The following is a 20,667-nucleotide window of genomic DNA, read 5'->3' as shown; positions in this document are numbered from 1 at the left end:
ACGGATCAGCACCCAGCACCCGCCCGTGCAGTGTGCACAGCGAGAGGGCCACCACCGGGCAATCTGCCTCGTGACCATGTCATCGCCCCTACCTACCGTCGATCCGACGTCGGAGGAGGGTGCGCCATGGCTGCTGCACATGTGGGGGTCGACGACTACGCGCTGGTCCGCGTGCCCCAGGAGAAGCGGTATTCCTGGTGGTCGGTCGCTGTGCAGCGGTTCGGGCAGGTCTCGGCGCTGAGCCAGTTCCTGCTCGGCTCGACCGTCGGATTCGGCATGGGCTTCTGGGACGCGTTCTGGGCGTTCACGCTCGGCGCGGTCATCCTGGAGCTGGTCTGCATCGGCGTCGGGATCATCGGCTGCCGGGAAGGTCTGCAGACTTCCGTACTGACCCGCTGGACAGGGTTCGGCCACGGCGGCAGCGCCGTGGTCGGCGTCGCGATCGGCATCTCGCTGATCGGCTGGTTCGGCATCCAGTCCGGCGTCTCGGCGGAGGGCCTGCTCAGCCTGATCGGCGTGCTGCCGACGTGGGCGTGGTCGCTGCTCTTCGGTCTCGTGGTGACGCTCATCGTGCTGTGGGGCTTCGCGTCGATGAAGTGGGTCGCCTACGTGACCGTGCCCGCCTTCATCGTGCTGGTGGCGTGGTCGGTGGGCAGCGAGCTGTTCGGCCACGACGTGGGCGCGCTCGTCGCGCTACCACCGCCGGGCCCGAGCATGTCGCTGCTGGAGGGCACCACCCTCGTGGCGGGCGGCTTCATCGTCGGGGCCGTGATCACCCCGGACATGACCCGGTTCAACCGCACGTCCGCCGACGTCGTCAAGCAGACCGTCGTCGGCTTCACGATCGGCGAGTACCTCATCGGTATGTCGGGTGTGCTGCTCGCGCACGCGATCCGGTCCGACGACATCATCACGATCGTCACGTCCTCGGTCGGCTGGGTGGGCACGCTGGTGATCATCCTGGGCACGCTGAAGATCAACGACTGGAACCTCTACAGCTCCGGCCTCGGCATCGTGAACTTCATGGGCACCGTGTTCGGCAAGCGTGTGAACCGCGCGATGGTCACGCTGATCATCGGCGTCATCGGCAGCGTGCTGGCCGCAGGTGGCATCCTCGACAGCTTCACCGGGTTCCTCACCCTGCTCGGCATCGCGTTCCCGCCGATCGCCGGGATCATGGTCGCCGAGTACTTCGTGGTGAAGCAGTGGCGCCCCGAGCTGGACCGCTCCCGCGCCGCGGGCACGCTGCCGGAGACCGCGCCCACGTGGGTGCCCGCCACCCTCGTCATCTGGGTGCTCGCCGCACTCGTCGGCCAGTTCGTCGCGTGGGGCCTACCCAGCATCAACTCGCTGATCGCGGCGTTCCTGCTCTACGTCGTTGCCGGAAAGTTCGGGCTCGTCCGGGGGGTCGGGCTCAGCAGAACAGCGGAGGGCACGGAACTGTCCGCCGCACAGCGAGAGGTGGTCTGATGCGGATCGGGATCGACGTCGGCGGCACCAACACCGACGCAGTCCTCATGGACGGCGACCAGGTGCTCGCCGCGGTCAAGGCCCCGACCACGGCGGACGTGACCACGGGCATCGTCATGGCGCTGAACGGGCTGCAGGGCCAGCACCCCTTCCCGCCCGCCGACGTCAGGGCGGTGATGATCGGCACCACGCACTTCATCAACGCGCTGGTCGAGGCCCGGGGGCTGGCCCCGACGGCGGCGCTGCGGCTCGGCCTTCCCGCCACGGCGTCGCTACCGCCGATGGTCGACTGGCCCGACCGGCTCGTCGCGGCCATCTCCGGGCGCGGCTACCTCGCCCACGGCGGGCACGAGTTCGACGGCAGGCCGATCTCCCCGCTCGACGAGGACGAACTGCGCCGCCACGCCGCCGACATGGCCGCACACGGCGTCCGCTCGGTCGCGATCTCGTCGGTGTTCTCGCCGGTCAACACGGAGTTCGAGCAGCGGGCAGCCGAGGTGCTCGGCGAGGAGCTGGGCTCGGACGTGCCGGTGTCGCTCTCCCACGAGATCGGGCGGGTCGGGCTGCTGGAGCGCGAGAACGCCACGATCATCAACGCGGCCCTGCGCGATCTCGCCGCGGGCATCGTCGACGGCCTCGCGGCCTCGATCGCGGGCCACGGCATCACCGCGCCGCTCTACCTCAGCCAGAACGACGGCACCCTGATGGACGTCGAGTTCGCGCGCCGCTACCCGGTGGCCACGTTCGCGTCCGGCCCGACCAACTCGATGCGCGGGGCGGCCGTGCTCTCGGGCCTGGACACCTGCGCGGTCGTGGACGTGGGCGGCACCACCACCGACGTCGGCGTGCTCACCGGCGGCTTCCCCCGGGAGGCCACGGTGGAGGTGAGCGTGGCGGGCATCCGCACCAACTTCCGGATGCCCGACGTGCTGAGCATCGGGCTCGGCGGTGGCAGCCTCGTGCGCGGGCACGGGACGGACGTGACGGTGGGGCCGGACTCCGTCGGCTACCGGCTCACCAAGCAGGCGCTCGTCTTCGGCGGCGATGTCCTCACCGCCACGGACGTGGCCGTGGCGGCGGGCCGGGTCGCGATCGGCGATCCGTCCCTCGTGGCCGAGCTCGCGCCCTCCGATGTCGCAGCGGCGCTGGAACGGATCGCCACCGACGTCGCCGACGTCGTCGACCGGATGCGGATCTCCGCCGACCCGCTACCGGTGGTGGCCGTCGGCGGCGGCTCGGTGCTGCTCCCCGACTCCTTCCCGGGCCTCGGGCCCGTGCACCGGCCGGAGCACTTCGCGGTGGCCAACGCGATCGGCGCGGCGATCGCGCAGGTCGGCGGCGAGGTCGACCGGGTGTTCGCGATCGAGCCCGGTCGTCGTGACGCCGCCGTGGACGAGGCCCGTCAGGAGGCGGTGGACCGTGCGGTGGTGGCGGGTGCCGACCCGGCCACCGTCGCGATCGTCGACTTCGACGAGGTTCCCATCCCCTACCTGCCGGGGAACGCGACCCGCATCCGCTGCAAGGCGGTGGGCGACCTGCGCATCGAGCACGTGGCCGGGCGGCACGCATGACCGGCACGCTGACCCCGCCAGTCACCGCGATCGACGTGGACGACCTGGAGTCGCTCGCCCGCGGCGCGGCCGCGCTCGGCACCGGCGGCGGGGGCGACCCGTACATCGGGCGGCTCCTCGCGGCCCAGGCGTTGCGGGAGTACGGCCCTGTCCAGCTCGTCGCGCCGGCGCAGTTGCCCGACAGCGCCACCGTCTTCCCGGTCGCGATGATGGGCGCGCCCACCGTGATGGTGGAGAAGACGCCCTCGGTGGAGCGCATCGGGCACGCGGTCGCCGCGCTCGCAGAGCACCTGGGCGTCACGCCGACGCATATCGCGTGCATCGAGGCAGGCGGGGTGAACTCCACGTTCCCGCTGGTCGCCGCGGCACAGCTGGGGCTCCCGCTGGTGGACGGCGACGGCATGGGCCGCGCCTTCCCCGAGCTGCAGATGGTGCTGCCGACGTTGCACGGCGTTGCGGCCACACCGATGTCGATCGGAGACGAGAAGGGCAATATCGGGCTGCTCACGTCCATCGACAACCACTGGGCGGAGTCCCTCGCGCGCTCGCTGACGATCACGATGGGCTGCGCTGCGATCATCTCGAACTACGTGATGACCGGCGCGCAGGCGCGCGAAGGGCTCGTGGCCGGGACGCTCAGCCTGTGCACCCGGATCGGGCGGCGTGTAGAGCAGGTGCGCGCCGAGCACGGTGACGCGGTGCGCGCGGTGGCCGACGAGCTCGGCGGTCGGGTGCTGCACACCGGCAAGGTCGTCGACGTCGCACGGCGTACCACCACCGGCTTCGCCCGCGGCAGCGCGGTGATCACCGGCGCGGGCGGCGACCTGACCCTGGAGTTCCAGAACGAGCACCTGGTCGCCCTGCGCGATGGCCGGGTGGAGGTCACCACACCGGACCTGATCATCGTGCTCGACACCGACTCGGGCGAGCCGGTCACCACCGAGGCGCTGCGGTTCGGCCACCGCGTGAGCGTGCTCGCCGCGCCCGCCGACGAACGCTGGCACTCCCCTGCCGGCATCGCGCTCGTCGGCCCGCGGTACTTCGGCTACGACACGGATCCTGTCCGCTTCGACGCCCGGGAGCAGCCGTGACGTGGACGCTGGACCCGCATTACCTGCCCGACCTCGCTCGCGGCGCGGCGCTGCTCGGCACGGGTGGCGGGGGTGACCCGCACATCGGCAGGCTCATGGTCGAGGCGGCGATCCGCGAGCACGGGCCGGTCACGGTGCTCGACCCCGACGAGGTCGACGACGCCGCGTTCGTCGTGCCGACCGCGATGATGGGCGCGCCGACCGTGATGGTGGAGAAGATCCCGCGCGGTGACGAGGCGGTGATCGCCCTGCGCACCCTGGAACGCCATCTCGGACGCTCCGCCGACGCCACGATGCCGATCGAGTGCGGCGGCATCAACTCGATGATCCCGCTGGTCGTGGCCGCGACCACCGGTCTTCCCGTGGTGGACGCCGACGGGATGGGCCGGGCGTTCCCCGAACTGCAGATGGAGACGTTCGGCGTCTACGGCGTGCCGGGCTCGCCCATGGTCGTCGCGGGCGACCACGGCGAGACGGTCACGATCGACACCGGGGCGGACAACCGGCGGATGGAGTGGCTGGCGCGCGGCGCGACCATCCGGATGGGGGGCGCGGCGCTGATCGCCGACTACCCGATGTCCGGCGCCGACGTGAAACGCACGGCGGTGCCGCGCACCCTCTCGCTCGGCCTGTCGCTCGGGCGGGCACTGCGGGAGGCCCGCGAACAGCTACGCGACCCGATCTCCGCGCTCGCCGAGGCCCTCGCCCCCACCGCTTACTCGCACCTGCGCGTGCTCTTCGCGGGCAAGGTCGCCGACGTGGAGCGCCGCACCGTCGACGGGTTCGCCAAGGGCCGGGCGCGGTTCGTCTCGTTCGACGGCACCTCGACGCTGCGCACGGTCTTCCAGAACGAGAACCTCGTAGCCGAGGTCGACGGCGTCGTGACCTGCATCGTTCCCGACCTGATCTGCGTGCTGGAAGCGGAGTCCGGGGAGCCCATCACCACGGAGACGCTGCGCTACGGGCAGCGCGTGGTGGTCGTCGGCATCTCCACCCCCGCGATCATGCGCACGTCCGAGGCGCTGGCGGTGTTCGGACCAGCCTGTTTCGGGCTGACGGAGGAGTTCCGGCCGGTCGAGGACGCCGTGCCGGTGAGCTGAGCGCTTCACCCGTTCGTGACACCCGCTTGCGACGATGCAGCGATGACCGGAGCACGCCTCGCGGCGAGCGATGTGGACGCGCTGGTGGTCGGGCTGATGTTCCTGGGGTCGGGCGGTGGCGGCGACCCCCAGCCGTTCCGGCACGCGCTGCGCGAGGCGCTGGCCGGCGCCGAGATGGTGCTGCACGATCCCGCCGACCTCGGTGACGCTCCCGTCGTCGCCGTCGGGATGCTCGGCGCCACCCGGGTGCTCACCGAGAAACTCCCGAGCGGCCGGGAGATCACCACCGCCGTGCGCGCTCTGGCCCGGTGGACCGGCGTCGAACCGGCCGCCGTCATGCCGTACGAGGCCGCAGGCCTCAACGGGGCGATGGCCGTGGCCGCCGCGTGCGAGCTGGGTCTCCCGCTGGTGGACGCCGATCTGATGGGCCGCGCGCTGCCGCGCCTCGACCAGCTCACCCGCGCCGTCGCCGGTGGCCCGGTCACGCCCTACGCGATGGCCGAGCCCACCGGCGAGATCGTGCTGGTCGACGACGCGGGGCCGGACGCGCTGGAGCGCCTCGCCCGCTCCGTCGTGGCGCAAGGCGGTGGCTGGGCAGGCGGGGCGCTCGCCCCGGTGCCGGCGACGCGCACCCGCACCGACTCCTGCGTCGGCACCCTCGCCCGGGCGCTGTGCCTCGGGCGCGCACACGCGGCTCTCGCCCGACCGACCGCGGACGAGGTCGCCGCCGCCCTGGGCGGCCGGGTGCTCGCCGCGGGGCGGACGGTGGAGATCGCCCGCCAGTCCTCGGCGTCGTTCGGCCGGGCCGGCATCGCGGTCGTGGACGACAGGCCGGCAGGCGGCGTGCTGCGCGTCGAGGCGGAGAACGAGTACCTCCTCGCCCTCCTCGACGGTGAGCCGGTGGCGAGCTGTCCCGACCTGATCTGCCTGCTCGACCGCCGCACGGCCACCCCGATCGCGGTGGACGGACTCCGGCTCGGCGACGACGTGCTCGCCGTGGTGCTGCCCGGCCCGCCGTGGTGGAGCGCGAACGCCGAGCGGCTGCGGCACGTCGACCCGCGCGCCTTCGGTCTGGACTGCGACGCCGTGCTGCTACCGGGCGCCACGGCGCCGTCCGATCTGGCGGGGATCCCGGCGTGACGGGTCCGGGCCCGCCCCCGGTCGCCCTGCGCGCGCTGCTCGCCCACCCCGACTGGGCCGGGGTGTCCGTGCTGGCCGGCGACGCCGACACGCTCTCGGCCTCGGTCCCGGTTCACGACGTGCGAACGATCCCCGATCTGCGCGCCGATCCCTCCGGCCCGCCCGGCGCACTGCTCGCCGTTGCGCTGTCGGGCGACCGGGAGGACTGGCACCTCGACGTGCTGCTGCGACGGGCGGGCGCCGCCGACGTCGCCGCGGTGATGCTGCCCGGACCGCAACCGCTGCGGACGGCGAGCCGCCTGCTCGCCGACCGCGTCGGGCTCACCGTGCTCGGCGCGGGCGATCCGCTCGCGGCTGCACTGGCCGCCACCCGCCTCCTGCGCGAGTCCGAGCAGGTCGTCGCCGAGTTGGTGACGCGCACCGCGACGGCCTGCGCCTCCGTCACGGGCGGCGTCGACGAGCTCGTGGCCGAGCTCGCCAGGGTGTGGCGCCGCCCGGTGTGGCTGCTCGACGGCAGGGGCGAGGTGGCATCGGGGCCCGAGCCGGGGCCACCCACCGGATCGTCGACGGTCACGGTGCTGCGCCGGGCCGTCGGGCCGAAGTGGCCGCTGTCGGGCTACCTGGCCGCATCGGTGCCCACGGGTATCCCGGCCGAGCTCACGGCCGTCACCGCCGGGCTGGCTGTCGCCGCCGGTGCGGTCGGGCAGCGCATGGCCGAGCAACGGCTCGCTCTGGAGCGCGACGCCCGGCTGCGCATGTCCCTGCTGGCGGAACTCGTCCAGACCGCCGCCGAGCCGGACGCGGCCACCCGGCGGCGCGCCCTGGACGCGGGCTGGCAGCTCGAGGGCTGGCACGTGGGGATCCGCATCGACGTCCCGGGCACGGTCGACCCGGTCACCACGCGCCCGGAGGTGCTGCGCGCGTTCCACACCGCACACCTGCGCGCGTTCGTCGTCGAGCAGGGCTCCGGCTGGGGTGCATGGTCGACCTTTCCCGAGGAACCGCCACCCGAGCAGTTGCAGCGCCACGCGACGGCCGCCCGCAGGGCGCAGTGGCTGCTGCGCTCGTCCCTGCCGAGCGCGATGGGGGTCGGACGCGTGCACCGTGGCGCCGCCGGGCTGGCCCGCACCCTCGGCGAGGCCGGCGACGCGGCCCGGCTGGCCGGAGCACGATCGGCAAGCGGGTACTTCGTGCACGTGGACCGGCTCGGGCTCGGTCAGCTGCTGCTGGGCTGGACCCGCACCGACACGTTCCTCCCGGCGGCCCGCTCGATGCTGGAGCCGCTGCGCGACCAGCCGGGCGACCTGCTCACCACGCTGACGGCCTACCTCGACGCGGAGTCCTCACTCACCGAGACCGCCGCGGTGCTCGGCGTCCACCGCAACACCGTGACCGCCCGGATCGCCAGGGCCCAGGAGCTACTGGGGATGGAGCTCACCGACCCCGACGAGCGGCTCGCCCTGCACCTGGCCTGCCGCAGCGTGCTGTTCCACACCTGACGGCGACGAACGGGCCACGCGAATCCGCCATCGCAGCCATCGCCGGACACTGTTGGACGTTCGGACTTCCCGAAACATAGCGTTGCAGACGAACGCGAGCCGGAAAGGACAACCACCGATGCAGTACCGAAAGATCGGGAATTCAGGACTTCGTGTCTCACGACTCGTTCTGGGCACGCTGAACGTCGGAAGTCATGAACAATTCGCTCCACTGGGCGGTCTCGACCAGCCCACCGCACAGCGTCTCATCGAGATCGCGATGGACGCCGGTGTGAACATGATCGACACCGCTGATCTCTACTCCCACGGGCAGGCCGAGGAGATCGTCGGAGCGTCCCTCAAGGGCCGCCGCGACGACGTGCTCATCGCCACCAAGGCGCGTTTCCCGTCCGGAGCCGGCCCGAACGACGCGGGGTCGTCGCGCTTCCACCTCACGCGCGCTGTGGAGGCGTCGCTGCATCGCCTCGGCACCGACTACATCGATCTGCTCTACCTGCACCAGTGGGACGGCGAGACGCCGCTGGAAGAGACGTTGCAGACCCTCGACCAGCTGGTCCGCGACGGCAAGGTCCGCTACACGGGCGTGTCGAACTTCTCCGGGTGGCAGGTCGCGAAGACCGCTGCGGTGGCCCGCGCGCACGACTTCATCCCACCCATCGCACAGCAGATCTACTACACGCCCGAGGCCCGGGAGGCCGAGTACGAGATCATCCCGGCCGCCGTCGACAGCGGCCTGGGAACGCTCGTCTGGAGCCCGCTCGGCCAGAGCCTGCTCAGCGGCAAGGTGCGGCGTGGCAGGCCCGTCCCGCCCACCACCCGGCAGGGCACGGATTGGCCCGAGCCTTACGTCGCCGACCGCGAGCGGGCGTTCGACATCATCGACGTGCTCGTCTGCGTCGCGGAGGATCGCGGGGTCTCCGTGCCTCAGGTCGTGCTGTCATGGCTGCTCAACCGGCCCGGCATCACCGGCGCGGTGTTCGGTGCCCGCAACGAGGAGCAGCTGCGCGACGACCTCGCCGCCGTCGACCTCGTGCTCACCGAGGACGAGACGCGGCAGATCGACGAGGTCACCCAGCCGGCCGTGCAGTACCCGTTCTGGCACCGGGCGATGCTCGCCACGGACCGTCCCGACCGCGGCGAGGCGCCGTATCTCGACGGATACGCATCCACCATCGCCCGGTCCTGAGCGTCGGGACGGGGCCTCGGGCTCAGTCGACGAGGGCCGACGACCGTCCCGCGGTCGCGCCGCCGATGCCCTTCCGCATCTCGGCCATGGTCTCCGTCGAGAACATCATCTTCGCGAGCAGCCGCGCCGGAGGCCGGCTCTCGGCAGTGGTGACGAAATGGACGGCCCATTGCAGGTCCGGTTCGACGAACGGACGCCGGACCAAGCCGTCCGCCTGCGGCTTGTTGGCCAGCGAAGCCGGGATCAACGCGACGCCCAGCCCACGGTGCACGAGTTCGAGGAGCATGTGCACGTCGTTGACGCTGAACGCGGTGCGCCGTACGAGACGGCGCGAGGCGAACGCGGAATCGACGATCCGGCGGGCCGTCCAGGTCGTGTCGAAGTCGACGAAGGCGTGCTCCTCGAAATCCGTCCACCCGGTGTCGTCCCGTGTCGCCAGCGCGTGGGTGGGGGCCATCACCAGCTCGAAGCCGTCGCGGGCGACCTCGAACGAGTCCAGCTCACCCCTGGCGAGCGGCGACACGAAACTGCCGGGCTGCGCCAGGAGGGCGGCGCCCAGCTCGCCGTGGTGCAGCCGATCGACGAGTGTCTGCGAGCCGAGCTGCTCGAACCGGACCGAGACACCGGGGAATCGTTCCTGGAACGTGGCGAGCAGGTCGGGCAGATCGACCAGGTCGCCCAAGCACTGCTCCGTGCCCACGCCGAGCAGCCCGGACACCTCGTCCGGCCCGGCCGCGAGCTCACGTTGAGCCGCATGCGCATCACGCAGCATGCGCCGGGCTCGCGGGAGGAACGCGTGGCCTGCAGGGGCGAGAGTGACCGTTCGCGACGTCCGGTCGAACAGTTGCGTGCGCAGTTCGCGCTCCAGCGCACGAATCGACGACGACAGCCCGGACTGCGTCACGTACATGATTTCGGCGGCCCGGGTGAAATTGAGCTCTTCGGCCACCGCGACGAAGAACTCGATCTGGCGGATGTCCATGCGCCTCCTCGTTGTTCGATGTCGCGGGTGACCGCCGAACAATCGTCTGACGAGACTGGTGATTCTACCGTCGGCTCCGCGCGGCCGAGCCCGCGATGATCCGCGCCGTCACCGCCGGGCGGAAGGACCGCCCGAACCGACCTGCTCCCACCCGCGTCGCGGCGGGCGCCCGCCGGACCGGGTGCGGTAGACGATGTAGGGACGGAAGAGGTAGCCGATCGGTGCGGTGAAGGCGTGCACGAGGCGCGTGAACGGCCAGAGCGCGAACAGTGCCATGCCGATCAGCGTGTGGATCTTGAACGCGAGACTCGACCGTGCCATCGACTCGATGTCGGGTTGGAGCACGAACAAGGACCGGAACCACGGTGAGACGGAGTCCCGGTAGTTGTGCTCCTCGCCCCCGCCTGCGCCGAGCAGGGTGGTCGTCAGCCCGGCGACGATGGCCGCCACCAGCACGACGTACATCAGCTTGTCGTTGCGGGTCGTGGCACGGAAGACGGGCCCGGTGGTGCGGCGGCGGTAGATCAGGATCCCGATCCCGACCAGCGTGCAGATTCCCGCGATGCCACCGAGCACGAACGCCTGGACGTGGTAGCCCTGCTCGGTGAGCCCGATCGCCGAGGTCCAGCTCTCCGGGATGAGCAGGCCGATCACGTGCCCGATGACCACGACGAGGATTCCGAAGTGGAACAGCGGACTGCCGATGCGCAGCAGGCGTGACTCGTAGAGCTCCGAGGAGCGGGTGGTCCAGCCGAACTTGTCGTAGCGGTAGCGCCAGATCGTCCCACCGACGAGCACCACGACCATGACGTACGGCAGCACGCCCCACAGCATCACGTCGAGCAGCGTCATCGGCGGTCTCCCTGCGTGAACGTGACCGGTGCGATCGAGAAGGGCGTGAGCTCCAGCCCCACCTGCTCACGCGGTGGTCCCCGCCGGGCCAGCTCCTTGGCCGCCGCCACGGTCTCGGGCGACGGGCCCGGCAGCAGCGCGCACACCGCGGCCACGGGCTCGGCGTAGGGCGTGCCTGCATCGCGGAGCGCGAGCCGGAGCAGTTCGAGCCCGGGGCGATGTTCCTGTAGCAACGCCAACCCGCCGGTGAGGTCGGTGGTGGCGGCGAACTCCAGCACGACGGGCAGGAAGTCGGGCAGCTCGGTTCCCGTGAGCTGTACCCCTGCCTCCCGGAAACGCGCCTTCAGTGCCGCCAGCGCCGCGCCGCGGCGCCGGGTGTCGCCGTCGGACCACCAGGTCAGGTAGAGGCAGCACCGCCTGCGCTCGTCGAAGATCGAGACGTAGTGGCGGGCGAGGTCGGTCTCGGTCTTGCCCGCGACGACGTCGAGGAAGCGCAGCAGAGGTGTCCGGGCGGGCGCATCGATGCTGGTGAGGGCCTCGCGGACCAGGGGAAAGTCGGCGCGTACCCGATGGTTGGGGTACTGCAGGCACACCGACGCCGCCTGCAGGACCACCGCGCTGTCGCGTTCGCCGCTCATTGCCCGGCCGTCCCGTCCCGACGTGGTGGGAACAGGCCGTCGGGACGGCCCCGGCCGTCCCAGTTCAGGAGGTTCACCCGGCCTCCGTGGCCGCCGGTCGGCGACACGGCATCGCTCGTCTGCCGGTCGCGCAACGCGTGGAAGGTCTCGACCGAGACCGGTGACGGTCGACCGGACGACTCACCGAACGGGCCGCTGTCGAGCATCCCGGGCCCTCCGTCGGCGTCGAGGCTGCAGGCGAGCTCCTCGAGCTGGTGGGCATCCCCCTCGTGCGCCGTGGGGATGACGTAGCGCTCCTCGTACTTGGCGATCGCGAGCAGCCGGTAGAGCTCGACGAGGTCGGCGCCGGTGGTGCCCACCGCCGTGGCGATCGACTCGTCGCTGTCACGGCCGAGCGTGACGTCGCGCATGTACGAGCGCATCGCGGCGAGCTTGAGCAGCACCTCGCGCACCGGTGCCGGGTCGCCCGCGGTGAACAGCTCCGCCAGGTATCCGATCGGTATCCGCAGCGCGTCGACGGCACCGAACAGGTTGCCGGCGTCCTCGCCGTCGTGGCCGGTCTCGGTCAGGCGGTCGACCACCGGCGAGAGCGGCGGGACGTACCAGACCATCGGCATCGTGCGGAACTCCGGATGCAGGGGCAACGCCACCCGGTAGACCTTGGCGAGGCGGTACACCGGCGAGCGGCGGGCCGCGTCCAGCCAGTCCTCCGGGATCCCGTCGTGGCGGGCCGCGGCGAGCACCTGCGGATCGTGCGGGTCCAGGAGCACGTCGAGCTGGGCGCGGTAGAGCTCCTTCTCGTCGGCCACCGATGCCGCCTCGCCGACCCGGTCGGCGTCGTAGAGGACGAGCCCGAGGTAGCGCAGCCGCCCCACGCACGTCTCGCTGCACACGGTGGGCAGGCCGACCTCGATGCGCGGATAGCAGAGGGTGCACTTCTCGGCCTTGCCCGTGCGGTGGTTGAAGTAGACCTTCTTGTACGGGCAGCCGGTGACGCACATCCGCCAGCCGCGGCAGCGGTCCTGGTCGACGAGCACGATGCCGTCCTCGGCGCGCTTGTACATCGCCCCTGACGGGCACGACGCCACGCACGACGGGTTGAGGCAGTGCTCGCAGATCCGGGGCAGGAAGAACATGAACGCCTGCTCGTAGGACAGCTTCACGGCGTCCTCGGACTCGCGCCGCAGCCGCTGGACGATCGGGTCGAGCGGGGCGAGCTCGGGAGCACCGCCCAGGTCGTCGTCCCAGTTCGCGCTCCACTCCACGGCCATCGGCTGTCCGGAGATCAACGAGCGCGGCTGCGCGACCGGGAAGTCGTCGCCGAGTGGAGCCTCGGTGAGGGTTTCGTAGTCGTAGGTCCAGGGCTCGTAGTAGTCCTGGATCGTCGGCAGCACCGGGTTGGCGAAGATCGAGAAGAGCTTTGCGCACCCGGCCACCGGCGCGCAGCGCGAGGCGGCCACGCCGGTTGCGCACCCAGCCGCCGCGCCAGCGTTCCTGGTCGGCGAACCGCCGCGGGTAGCCCTGACCGGGACGCGTCTCGACGTTGTTGAACCAGACGTACTCGGTGCCCGCGCGGTTGGTCCATGCCTGCTTGCAGGTGACCGAACACGTGTGGCATCCGATGCACTTGTCGAGGTTCATGACCATGGCCATCTGCGCCATCACGCGCATGTCAGTACCTCACCGTCTGCTCGCGGCGGCGCACGACCGTGACCTCGTCGCGCTGGTTGCCGGTGGGGCCGAGGTAGTTGAAGGCGAAGGAGAGCTGCGCGTAGCCACCGATCAGGTGCGTGGGTTTGAGCATGATCCGGGTCAGTGAGTTGTGGATCCCTCCGCGTCGCGCGGTCGTCTCGGAGAGCGGGACGTTCACCAGCCGCTCCTGCGCGTGATAGACGAACGACGTGCCGGTGGGCAGGCGATGGGTGACGATCGCGCGCGCCACCAGCACACCGTTGCGGTTGACCGCCTCCACCCAGTCGTTGTCGCGCACCCCGATCGCGGCCGCGTCGGCCTCGCTCAGCCACACGGTCGGGCCGCCGCGGGACAGCGAGAGCATGAACAGGTTGTCCTGGTACTCGGAGTGGATGGACCACTTCGAGTGCGGCGTCAGATAGCGCACGGTCACCGACGTGCCGCCGGAGTCGCCGATGCGTGGCTCGCCGAACAACCGGTGCATGTCCAGGGGCTGACGGAAGACCGGCAGCGTCTCACCGAACTCGTGCATCCACTCGTGGTCGAGCAGGAAGTGCATGCGCCCGGTGAGCGTGTGCCACGGCTTCCGCCGCTCGACGTTGACGGTGAACGGCGCGTAGCGCCGCCCTCCGGTCTCGCTCCCCGACCACTCCGGGCTCGTCAGCACCGGCACCGGGCGGGCCTGGGTGTCGGCGAACGAGATCCGCCGTTCCTCGCTGCCCTCCGCGAGATCCGCGAGTCGCTTTCCGGTTCGCCGTTCGAGCTCACGGAACCCCGCAACGGCGAGCCTGCCGTTCGTCGTGGCCGAGAACGCGAGGATCGCCTCGGCCATCTTGGCGTCGGTGTCGATCGCCGGGCGCCCCGCACCCGCCCCTTCCGGCATGACGCCGCCGCTGGCCGCCAGGTCGGCGACCTCCGCGTCCGGGTGGTAGGTGACGCCCTTGGTGCTGATCCCGAGCCGTTCCACGAGCGGACCGACCGTCGCCATCTTGTCCGCGACCGCCGCGTAGTCGCGTTCCACGACCACGAACCCCGGCATGGTGCGCCCGGGCGCCGCCTCGACCTCGCCGGCCCGCCAGTCCCGGACCTCTCCGCCGGGCTGCGCCGTCTCACCGGGCGTGTCGTGCTGCAGCGGCGCCGCGACGACGTCGCGACGGGTGCCGAGCCGGACCGCGGCGAGCTCGGAGAACCGGCGGGCGATGGCATGGAAGGCGTCGAAGTCGGTGCGGGACTCGAACGGTGGATCGATCGCCGGGCTGAACGCGTGCACGAACGGATGCATGTCGGTGGTGCTCAGATCGTGCTTCTCGTACCAGGTGGCCGCGGGCAGCACGACGTCCGACAGCAGCGTGGAGCTGGTCATCCGGAAGTCGAGCGAGAGCAGCAGGTCGAGCTTGCCCTGCGGCGGTGTCTCCCCGCGCCATCGCACGTCGCGGGGGCGCAGGTCGGGAGGGGCCTGCTCGGCGAGCAGGTTGTCGTGCGTGCCGAGCAGGTGCCGCAGGAAGTACTCGTCGCCCTTGGCCGACGAGCCGAGCAGGTTGGCGCGCCACAGCGTGAGGCACCGCGGCCAGTTCGCCGGCGCATCGGGATCCTCGACCGCGAACCGCAGGCTGCCGTCCTGCAGCCTGCGCGTGACGTACGCGGGCACCTCCTCCCCCGCAGCGGCAGCCTCGTCGGCGACGTCGAGCGGGTTGCGGTCGAACTGCGGATACGACGGCATCCAGCCCAGCCGCGCCGACAACGCGACCGCATCCATCGTGTGCATCGCGGAGAGGCGGCCCCGCGCGAGCGGTGAGGCGAGAGCGTCGGCGCGGTAGCGGTCGTAACGCCACTGGTCGGTGTGCGTGTACCAGTACGCCGTGCCGATCATCGTGCGTGGCGGGCGCTGCCAGTCGGCCGCCATCGCCATCGTCGCCCAGCCGCTTGCCGGACGGCACTTCTCCTGCCCGACATAGTGCGCCCAGCCGCCGCCGTTGCGGCCCATCGACCCGGTGAGCATCAACAGCGCCAGCACCGCCCGGTAAGTGGCGTCACCGTGGAACCACTGGCAGATGCCGCCGCCCATGATGATCATGGTGCGGCCCTGCGACTCCTCGGCGTTCCGCGCCATCTCCCGCGCCACCTGCACGGCCTGGGCCGCAGGCACCGAGGTGATCGGCTCCTGCCACGCCGGGGTGCAGGGTTCTGCGTGGTCGTCGTATCCGGACGGCCAGGTGCCGGGCAGGCCCTCGCGGCGCACGCCGTACTGGGCGAGCATCAGGTCGAACACGGTGGTGACGAGCCGCCCGCCCACCTCGACGACCGGGACGCCCCGGTGCATCACGGCGCCCGATCCGTCGAGTGCGTCGAAGCGTGGCAACAGCACCTCGACCGCACGGTCCGTTCCGGCGGCGGTCAGCTGCGGGACGACACCGGCGAGGTCGAGGTTCCAGCGCCCGATCCCGGACTCGGCGTGGCGAAAGCCCAGCGACCCGTTCGGCACCACGGCCTCTCCGGTGCGCGAGTCGATCAGCACGGTCTTCCACGCGGCCTCCGCGGACTCGTCCCCGAGGTCGGCGGCGGTAAGGAAACGGCCCGGTACGAAGCCGCCGTCCTGCCTGTCGAGCGTCACCAGGAACGGCATGTCCGTGTACTGCGACACGAAGTCGGTGAAGAACGGCACCGAGCGCTGCACGAAGAACTCGGTGAGGATCACATGCCCCATGGCCATCGCCAGCGCGCCGTCCGTGCCGGGCTGGGCGGGCAGCCACGTGTCGGCGAACTTCGTGTTGTCGGCGTAGTCCGGCGAGACCACGACGACCTTCTGCCCCCGGTAGCGCGCCTCGGCCATCCAGTGGGCGTCCGGCGTGCGGGTGATCGGCACGTTCGAGCCCCACATCAGCAGGTACGTGGCGTTCCACCAGTCCCCGGACTCCGGGACGTCGGTCTGGTCGCCGAACACCTGCGGTGAGGCGACCGGCAGGTCGGCGTACCAGTCGTAGAACGACGTCATGGACCCGCCGATCAGCTCGATGAAGCGCGAGCCGGCCGCGTGGCTCACCATCGACATCGCCGGGATCGGCGAGAAGCCCGCGATCCGGTCGGGTCCGTAGGTGGCGATCGTGTGGACGTGAGCAGCGGCGACGATCTCGACGGCCTCGTCCCACGTCGCGCGGACGTGGCCGCCCTTGCCCCGCGCGCGCTGGTAGCGCCGCCGCTTGTCGGGGTCGCCCGTGATCTCCGCCCACGCCGCGACCGGGTCCCCGAGCCGCGCCTTCGCCTCCCGGTACATCTCGGCGAGCACACCCCGCACGTACGGGTACCGCACCCGGGTGGGCGAGTAGGTGTACCAGGAGAAGGCGGCGCCACGAGGGCAGCCGCGCGGCTCGTACTCCGGGGAGTCCGGCCCGACCGACGGGTAGTCGGTCTCCTGGCTCTCCCAGGTGATGATCCCGTCCTTGACGTAGACCTTCCACGAGCACGAACCGGTGCAGTTGACCCCGTGGGTCGAGCGGACGACCTTGTCGTGGCTCCACCGGTCGCGGTAGAAGACGTCACCGTCGCGGCCGCCCTCGCGGTAGACCGCACGCAGGTCGTCGGACACGGAACGGCGGGTGAAGAAGCGCCCCGTTCGCAGTAGAGCATCGACGACCGGTCCGTCGGTCGCCTCCCGATCGCCTCCTCGGACCGCCATCCGGGCCTCCCCAGGGATGTGATCACCATCACAATACAGCCACCTTTGGTACTACGCTGGCTCGCTGACCTGGACGGACGCGCCGCGAGGAGGCGAGATGGCCAAGCCGACGAGCGCGGAGGCGGCCCTCGATGCCCAGCCCCCGCCGGGCCCGCTGGCGTCGTACTTCCCCGGCTATTTCGCGATGGTCATGGCCACGGGGATCATCGCGATCGGGTGCCGGTCGCTCGGCATCCCCTGGCTCGGCGAGGTGCTCTACGTCATCGCCGCCGTGGCCTACGTCGTCATCGCGGCGCTCACGACAGCCCGGCTCGTCCGCTACCCGAGGCTCGTGACGGCCGACATCACGAGTCACGCCAAGGGCTTCGCGTTCACCACCGCCGTGGCAGGCACGGAGGTGCTCGGCGCGGCGAGCCTGATCCTCTTCGGCTGGTGGCAGCTCGCCCTCGCCCTGTGGTGGGTCGGGGTCGCGCTCTGGGCGGTGCTGGTCTACACGACCCTCATCGCGGTCGTGCTGTCCGTGGAGAAACCCGGCTTCGGCGCCATCAACGGAACATGGTTCCTGCTCACCGTCTCGACCGAATCGATCGCCGTGCTCGGCGCACTGCTGCTACCGCAGATCGGCGGTGAAGCGCTCGCCTTCGCCTGCCTCGCGTTCTTCTGCCTCGGAATCCTGCTCTACGTGATCGTCATGACGATGATCTTCACGCGCTGGACCTTCTACCGCCTCCGCCCTGCCGACGAGGATCCACCGACCTGGATCGCCGCCGGCGCCGTGGCGATCACCACCCTGGCGGGCTCGAACCTGCTTCTCGCCCGCACGGCGGACCCTCTGCTCGAACGTATGGCACCCGCGATCGAACTGTTCGTCGTACTGGCGTGGGCGACCGCGACGTTCTGGTTCCCGCTCATGATCGCGATCGGCGTGTGGAAACACATCGTGAACCGCTTCCCGCTGCGCTATCACCCCTCGTACTGGGCGCTGGTCTTCCCGCTGGGCATGTATGCGGTCGCCACCGTCAAGATGAGGCTCGCGATCGAGCTCGGCATGCTCGCCTGGCTACCCGTGGTCGCGCTGGCGATCGCGCTGGTCGCGTGGGCGGCAACCTTCTTCGGCCTCATCCACCACGTCACGCGCGCTACGACCGCCGGTTGACCCGGCATCCCCGCCACGCTCGAGCGGCTCACCGTCGTCGCGACGAAGCATGATGGTCTCCATGGTGGCGTGGCCGGTGACCGCGACGGTGCAGGAGACCCTCGGGGCCGCCGGGGTGTGGCGCGGCGCCGAGCTCATGCTCGATGCGGCCGTGACGATCGCCAGCCCCAGCTGGTGGGGAGCGGACTCTCGGCGATGGTCGGTGCGCTCACCCGTTCCCGACCGGTTGGCGGGCACCGCAGCGTTCGTGAAGCTCATGGAGCCGCACGCGCACGCCTACGTCGATCTCGCGACGGCGTTCGCCCTCGCCCGGGAAGCGGGCGAGGCCGGGATCGGGCCCCGCGTCCACCTCGCCGACGTCGACCGCGGTCTGCTCGTGATGGAGGACCTCACCGAGCTCGCCGCCACCGCCACACTCGACCGGTTCGACGACCTCGACCGCGTCGAGCAGCTCGTGGCGCTGCGGCGGGAGGTGCACGGCCTCCCCGGCTGCACGCGCCGCGCCACGGTCTTCGACGACATTCGCGACGCACACCGGCTCGTCGTCGACGCCGGCGGCGCGCTGCCGGAGGACTTCCCGTGGATGGTGCGCATGCTCGGCACGGCCGAGGAGCGGATCGCAGCGAGCGGCTACGACCTCGTGCCCTGCCACGGCGACGGCAACGTCTCCAACGTCCTCATCGCACACGGGGACGGGAGCCTTCGGCTCGTCGACTGGGACTGCGCGGCGCTCATGGACCCGCTGCAGGACCTCGGCGTGCTGCTGCAGGAACTGGGTACGTCCGACGTCGACGCCCGGGCGGTGTTCGAGATGTACTGGGGCACCTCGGACGACGCCCTGTTCGACCGGTGCCGCGTGTACGGCATCGCCGACGCGGTCCGCTGGGGCCTCGTCGGCGCCTACGCCGACGCCGCGCGCCCGGGCACCCACGAGTACGCGAAGTTCTCCGGCTGGCAGTTCCTGCGCGCCCGGGCGGGCCTGCGCGACCCACATCTCGATGACAGGCTGCGGAGCCTCTAGTGGCGGCATGCTCATGACTGACGACACCGTGGGCCGTGTCCTCGGCACGGCCCGCACCGACGCCGAACGCGCGGTGGAGAAGGCGCTGGGCGCCGTCACGGCCTGGTCCGGCAGGCACATCCGGTACGCACCCGTCTCCGGTGGCCTGCAGAACAGCAACTGGTGCGTCACGGTGGAGGGCGCGCCCAGCCGATACTTCATGAAGATCCCCGGCGCAGGCAGCGAGGCCTTCATCGACCGCGAGGTCGCGAACCAGGCGGCCCGGCTGGCGGCCGGCTTGGGGATCGGGCCGGGGATGGTGCTCTTCGACGCCGGCAGCGGGGTCGAGGTGGCCGAGTTCCTCGAGGACTACCGGGCCTGCACCACCGGCGACTTCACGCAGCCCGAGCTCGCGCACCAGGTGATCACGCTCTACCGGACGCTGCACTCGGGCGAGCCGCTCTCCCTCACCAAGACCGTCTTCGCCATGATCGACGAGCACCTGGACCAGGTGCGGGAGCTAGGGGCCGCCCTGCCGGCGGGCACGGACCTGATCCTCGCCGAGTACGCGGTGGCCAGGAGGGCGCTCGAGGCCACGGGCGTGGACCTCGTGCCGTGCCACAACGACTCCAAGCCCGGCAACTTCCTCATCGGCACCGGGGACGACACCCTGCCGATGAAGATGATCGACTTCGAGTTCGCGTCCAACAACGACCGCGCCTACGACCTGGCGGTGCTCGTCACGGAGATGTTCTTCGGCGAGCGGCAGACTCTGGAGCTCGTCGAGAGCTACTACGGCTCCGCCACCCGTGCCCTGACCGCGCGGGTGCAGCTGTTCACCGCCCTGGCCGACCTCAAATGGGGCCTGTGGGGATGTCTGCAGAGCAGGCTGAACCAGGCATGGGACTTCGACTACCACAAGTACGGGCTCTGGAAGCTCATGCGGTGCCGGATGAAGATCGCCGACGACCGCTGGCCGGGCTGGCTCACGGCCGTCTGACCAGCTCTCGCGGGTCACCCGAGCGACAAGTCCGACGAAACCGTCAGCGAGCTACATACAGCGCGTGTACGGGCACAGAGGCACGAAATCCCGGTACCGTCGTTGACATGAGCACGCCCGGCCCCCGTCCCATGCGCATCGGCAATGCGGAGCGGGAAGCGGCCGTGCGTGCCCTCGGGGAGCACTACGCGCAGGGCCGGCTCGACCAGGAGGAGTACGAGGAGCGCACGACCGCCGCGTACGCCGCCCGCACCAGCGATGACCTCGTGCCGCTCTTCGAGGATCTCCCCCGCGACGAGCAGACCACCACCGTGCTGCCTGCGCCCACCGTCGCCACGCCCGCCCGCCGTGACTCGCGTGACCCCGAAGCGCCGTACGGACGCGAGCCGACGACCGGGATGCCCTACTCCGATCGGTACAAGGTCGTGGCCGGCGTACTGCAGCTGCTGCTGCCGTTCGGGATCGGGCGGTTCTACACCGGCCACATGGGGATCGCCGTCGCCCAGCTGCTGCTGTCGTTCGTCGTCATCGGCGTGGTCTGGGCCTTCATCGACGGCATCGTGATCCTCGCCGGGCGGCCCACCGACCCGCGTGGACGTCCCCTGCGTCCCTGATCC

General features: G+C 71.1%; 15 protein-coding genes and 1 pseudogene. 11 read left to right on the top strand and 5 right to left on the bottom strand.

Annotated elements, in window-relative coordinates; genetic code table 11:
• Nucleotides 1-126 precede the first annotated feature (126 nt).
• The 7 genes from ACQPZQ_RS14475 (at nt 127) to ACQPZQ_RS14445 (ending at nt 9,057) form a co-directional block, all read left to right on the top strand.
• A complete protein-coding gene (locus ACQPZQ_RS14475; protein ID WP_433295880.1) occupies nt 127-1,470 on the top strand; it encodes a purine-cytosine permease family protein in 1,344 nt (447 codons plus the stop codon).
• Entirely contained in the window at nt 1,470-3,041 is a 1,572-nt protein-coding gene (locus ACQPZQ_RS14470; protein WP_433295878.1) for a hydantoinase/oxoprolinase N-terminal domain-containing protein, read from the top strand. Before ACQPZQ_RS14475 ends, ACQPZQ_RS14470 begins: the two co-directional genes overlap by 1 nt.
• A complete protein-coding gene (locus tag ACQPZQ_RS14465) occupies nt 3,038-4,132 on the top strand; it encodes a DUF917 domain-containing protein (RefSeq protein WP_433295876.1) in 1,095 nt (364 codons plus the stop codon). The genes ACQPZQ_RS14470 and ACQPZQ_RS14465 overlap by 4 nt, the downstream gene beginning before the upstream one ends.
• A complete protein-coding gene (locus ACQPZQ_RS14460) occupies nt 4,129-5,232 on the top strand; it encodes a DUF917 domain-containing protein (protein WP_433295874.1) in 1,104 nt (367 codons plus the stop codon). The genes ACQPZQ_RS14465 and ACQPZQ_RS14460 overlap by 4 nt, the downstream gene beginning before the upstream one ends.
• A gap of 42 nt (nt 5,233-5,274) precedes the next feature.
• Nucleotides 5,275-6,372 (top strand): DUF917 domain-containing protein, encoded by a 1,098-nt coding sequence (locus tag ACQPZQ_RS14455; RefSeq protein ID WP_433295872.1) that lies wholly within the window; start codon nt 5,275-5,277, stop codon nt 6,370-6,372.
• On the top strand, nt 6,369-7,871 hold the full coding sequence (locus ACQPZQ_RS14450) for a PucR family transcriptional regulator (RefSeq protein WP_433295870.1): 1,503 nt from the start codon (nt 6,369-6,371) through the stop codon (nt 7,869-7,871). The genes ACQPZQ_RS14455 and ACQPZQ_RS14450 overlap by 4 nt, the downstream gene beginning before the upstream one ends.
• 118 nt (nt 7,872-7,989) lie before the next feature.
• Nucleotides 7,990-9,057 carry an aldo/keto reductase gene (locus tag ACQPZQ_RS14445; protein ID WP_433295868.1) on the top strand — a complete coding sequence of 356 codons (1,068 nt, stop codon included), beginning with the start codon at nt 7,990-7,992 and terminating at the stop codon, nt 9,055-9,057.
• A 22-nt stretch (nt 9,058-9,079) separates the two neighbouring features.
• Here the strand turns inward: ACQPZQ_RS14445 and ACQPZQ_RS14440 are convergent, their stop codons facing one another.
• From ACQPZQ_RS14440 to ACQPZQ_RS14420, 5 genes and pseudogenes are all read right to left on the bottom strand, one after another.
• The gene (locus ACQPZQ_RS14440) at nt 9,080-10,039 is read right to left on the bottom strand and encodes a LysR family transcriptional regulator (protein ID WP_433295866.1); all 960 of its coding nucleotides are present in this window, start codon (nt 10,037-10,039) and stop codon (nt 9,080-9,082) included.
• A gap of 108 nt (nt 10,040-10,147) precedes the next feature.
• Nucleotides 10,148-10,891, bottom strand: coding sequence for a respiratory nitrate reductase subunit gamma (gene narI / locus ACQPZQ_RS14435; RefSeq protein WP_433295864.1), 744 nt, complete (start codon nt 10,889-10,891; stop codon nt 10,148-10,150).
• Nucleotides 10,888-11,529, bottom strand: a complete 642-nt coding sequence (gene narJ, locus ACQPZQ_RS14430) for a nitrate reductase molybdenum cofactor assembly chaperone (protein ID WP_433295862.1) — start codon at nt 11,527-11,529, stop codon at nt 10,888-10,890. Before narJ ends, narI begins: the two co-directional genes overlap by 4 nt.
• Nucleotides 11,526-13,200, bottom strand: a pseudogene (gene narH, locus ACQPZQ_RS14425) (nitrate reductase subunit beta). The gene narJ and the pseudogene narH overlap by 4 nt, the downstream one beginning before the upstream one ends.
• A gap of 1 nt (nt 13,201) precedes the next feature.
• Nucleotides 13,202-16,894, bottom strand: a complete 3,693-nt coding sequence (locus ACQPZQ_RS14420; protein WP_433295860.1) for a nitrate reductase subunit alpha — start codon at nt 16,892-16,894, stop codon at nt 13,202-13,204.
• Between the two features lie 97 nt (nt 16,895-16,991).
• Between ACQPZQ_RS14420 and ACQPZQ_RS14415 the strand changes: the two genes are divergently transcribed.
• From ACQPZQ_RS14415 to ACQPZQ_RS14400, 4 genes are all read left to right on the top strand, one after another.
• Nucleotides 16,992-18,050, top strand: a complete 1,059-nt coding sequence (locus ACQPZQ_RS14415) for a tellurite resistance/C4-dicarboxylate transporter family protein (protein ID WP_433295858.1) — start codon at nt 16,992-16,994, stop codon at nt 18,048-18,050.
• 61 nt (nt 18,051-18,111) lie between these two features.
• Nucleotides 18,112-19,071: a phosphotransferase family protein gene (locus tag ACQPZQ_RS14410; protein WP_433295856.1), complete on the top strand. Its 960-nt coding sequence runs from the start codon at nt 18,112-18,114 to the stop codon at nt 19,069-19,071.
• A 13-nt stretch (nt 19,072-19,084) separates the two neighbouring features.
• The gene (locus ACQPZQ_RS14405; RefSeq protein WP_433295854.1) at nt 19,085-20,050 is read left to right on the top strand and encodes a phosphotransferase; all 966 of its coding nucleotides are present in this window, start codon (nt 19,085-19,087) and stop codon (nt 20,048-20,050) included.
• 107 nt (nt 20,051-20,157) lie between these two features.
• Nucleotides 20,158-20,664, top strand: coding sequence for a DUF1707 domain-containing protein (locus tag ACQPZQ_RS14400; RefSeq protein ID WP_433295852.1), 507 nt, complete (start codon nt 20,158-20,160; stop codon nt 20,662-20,664).
• Nucleotides 20,665-20,667 lie beyond the last annotated feature (3 nt).

The sequence above is a fragment of the Pseudonocardia sp. CA-142604 genome (genome assembly GCF_050948475.1).
Lineage (GTDB): Bacteria > Actinomycetota > Actinomycetes > Mycobacteriales > Pseudonocardiaceae > Pseudonocardia > Pseudonocardia alaniniphila.
The sequence above is the reverse complement of the archived record's forward strand: the minus strand, read 5'-3'. Positions and strand labels throughout refer to the sequence as shown.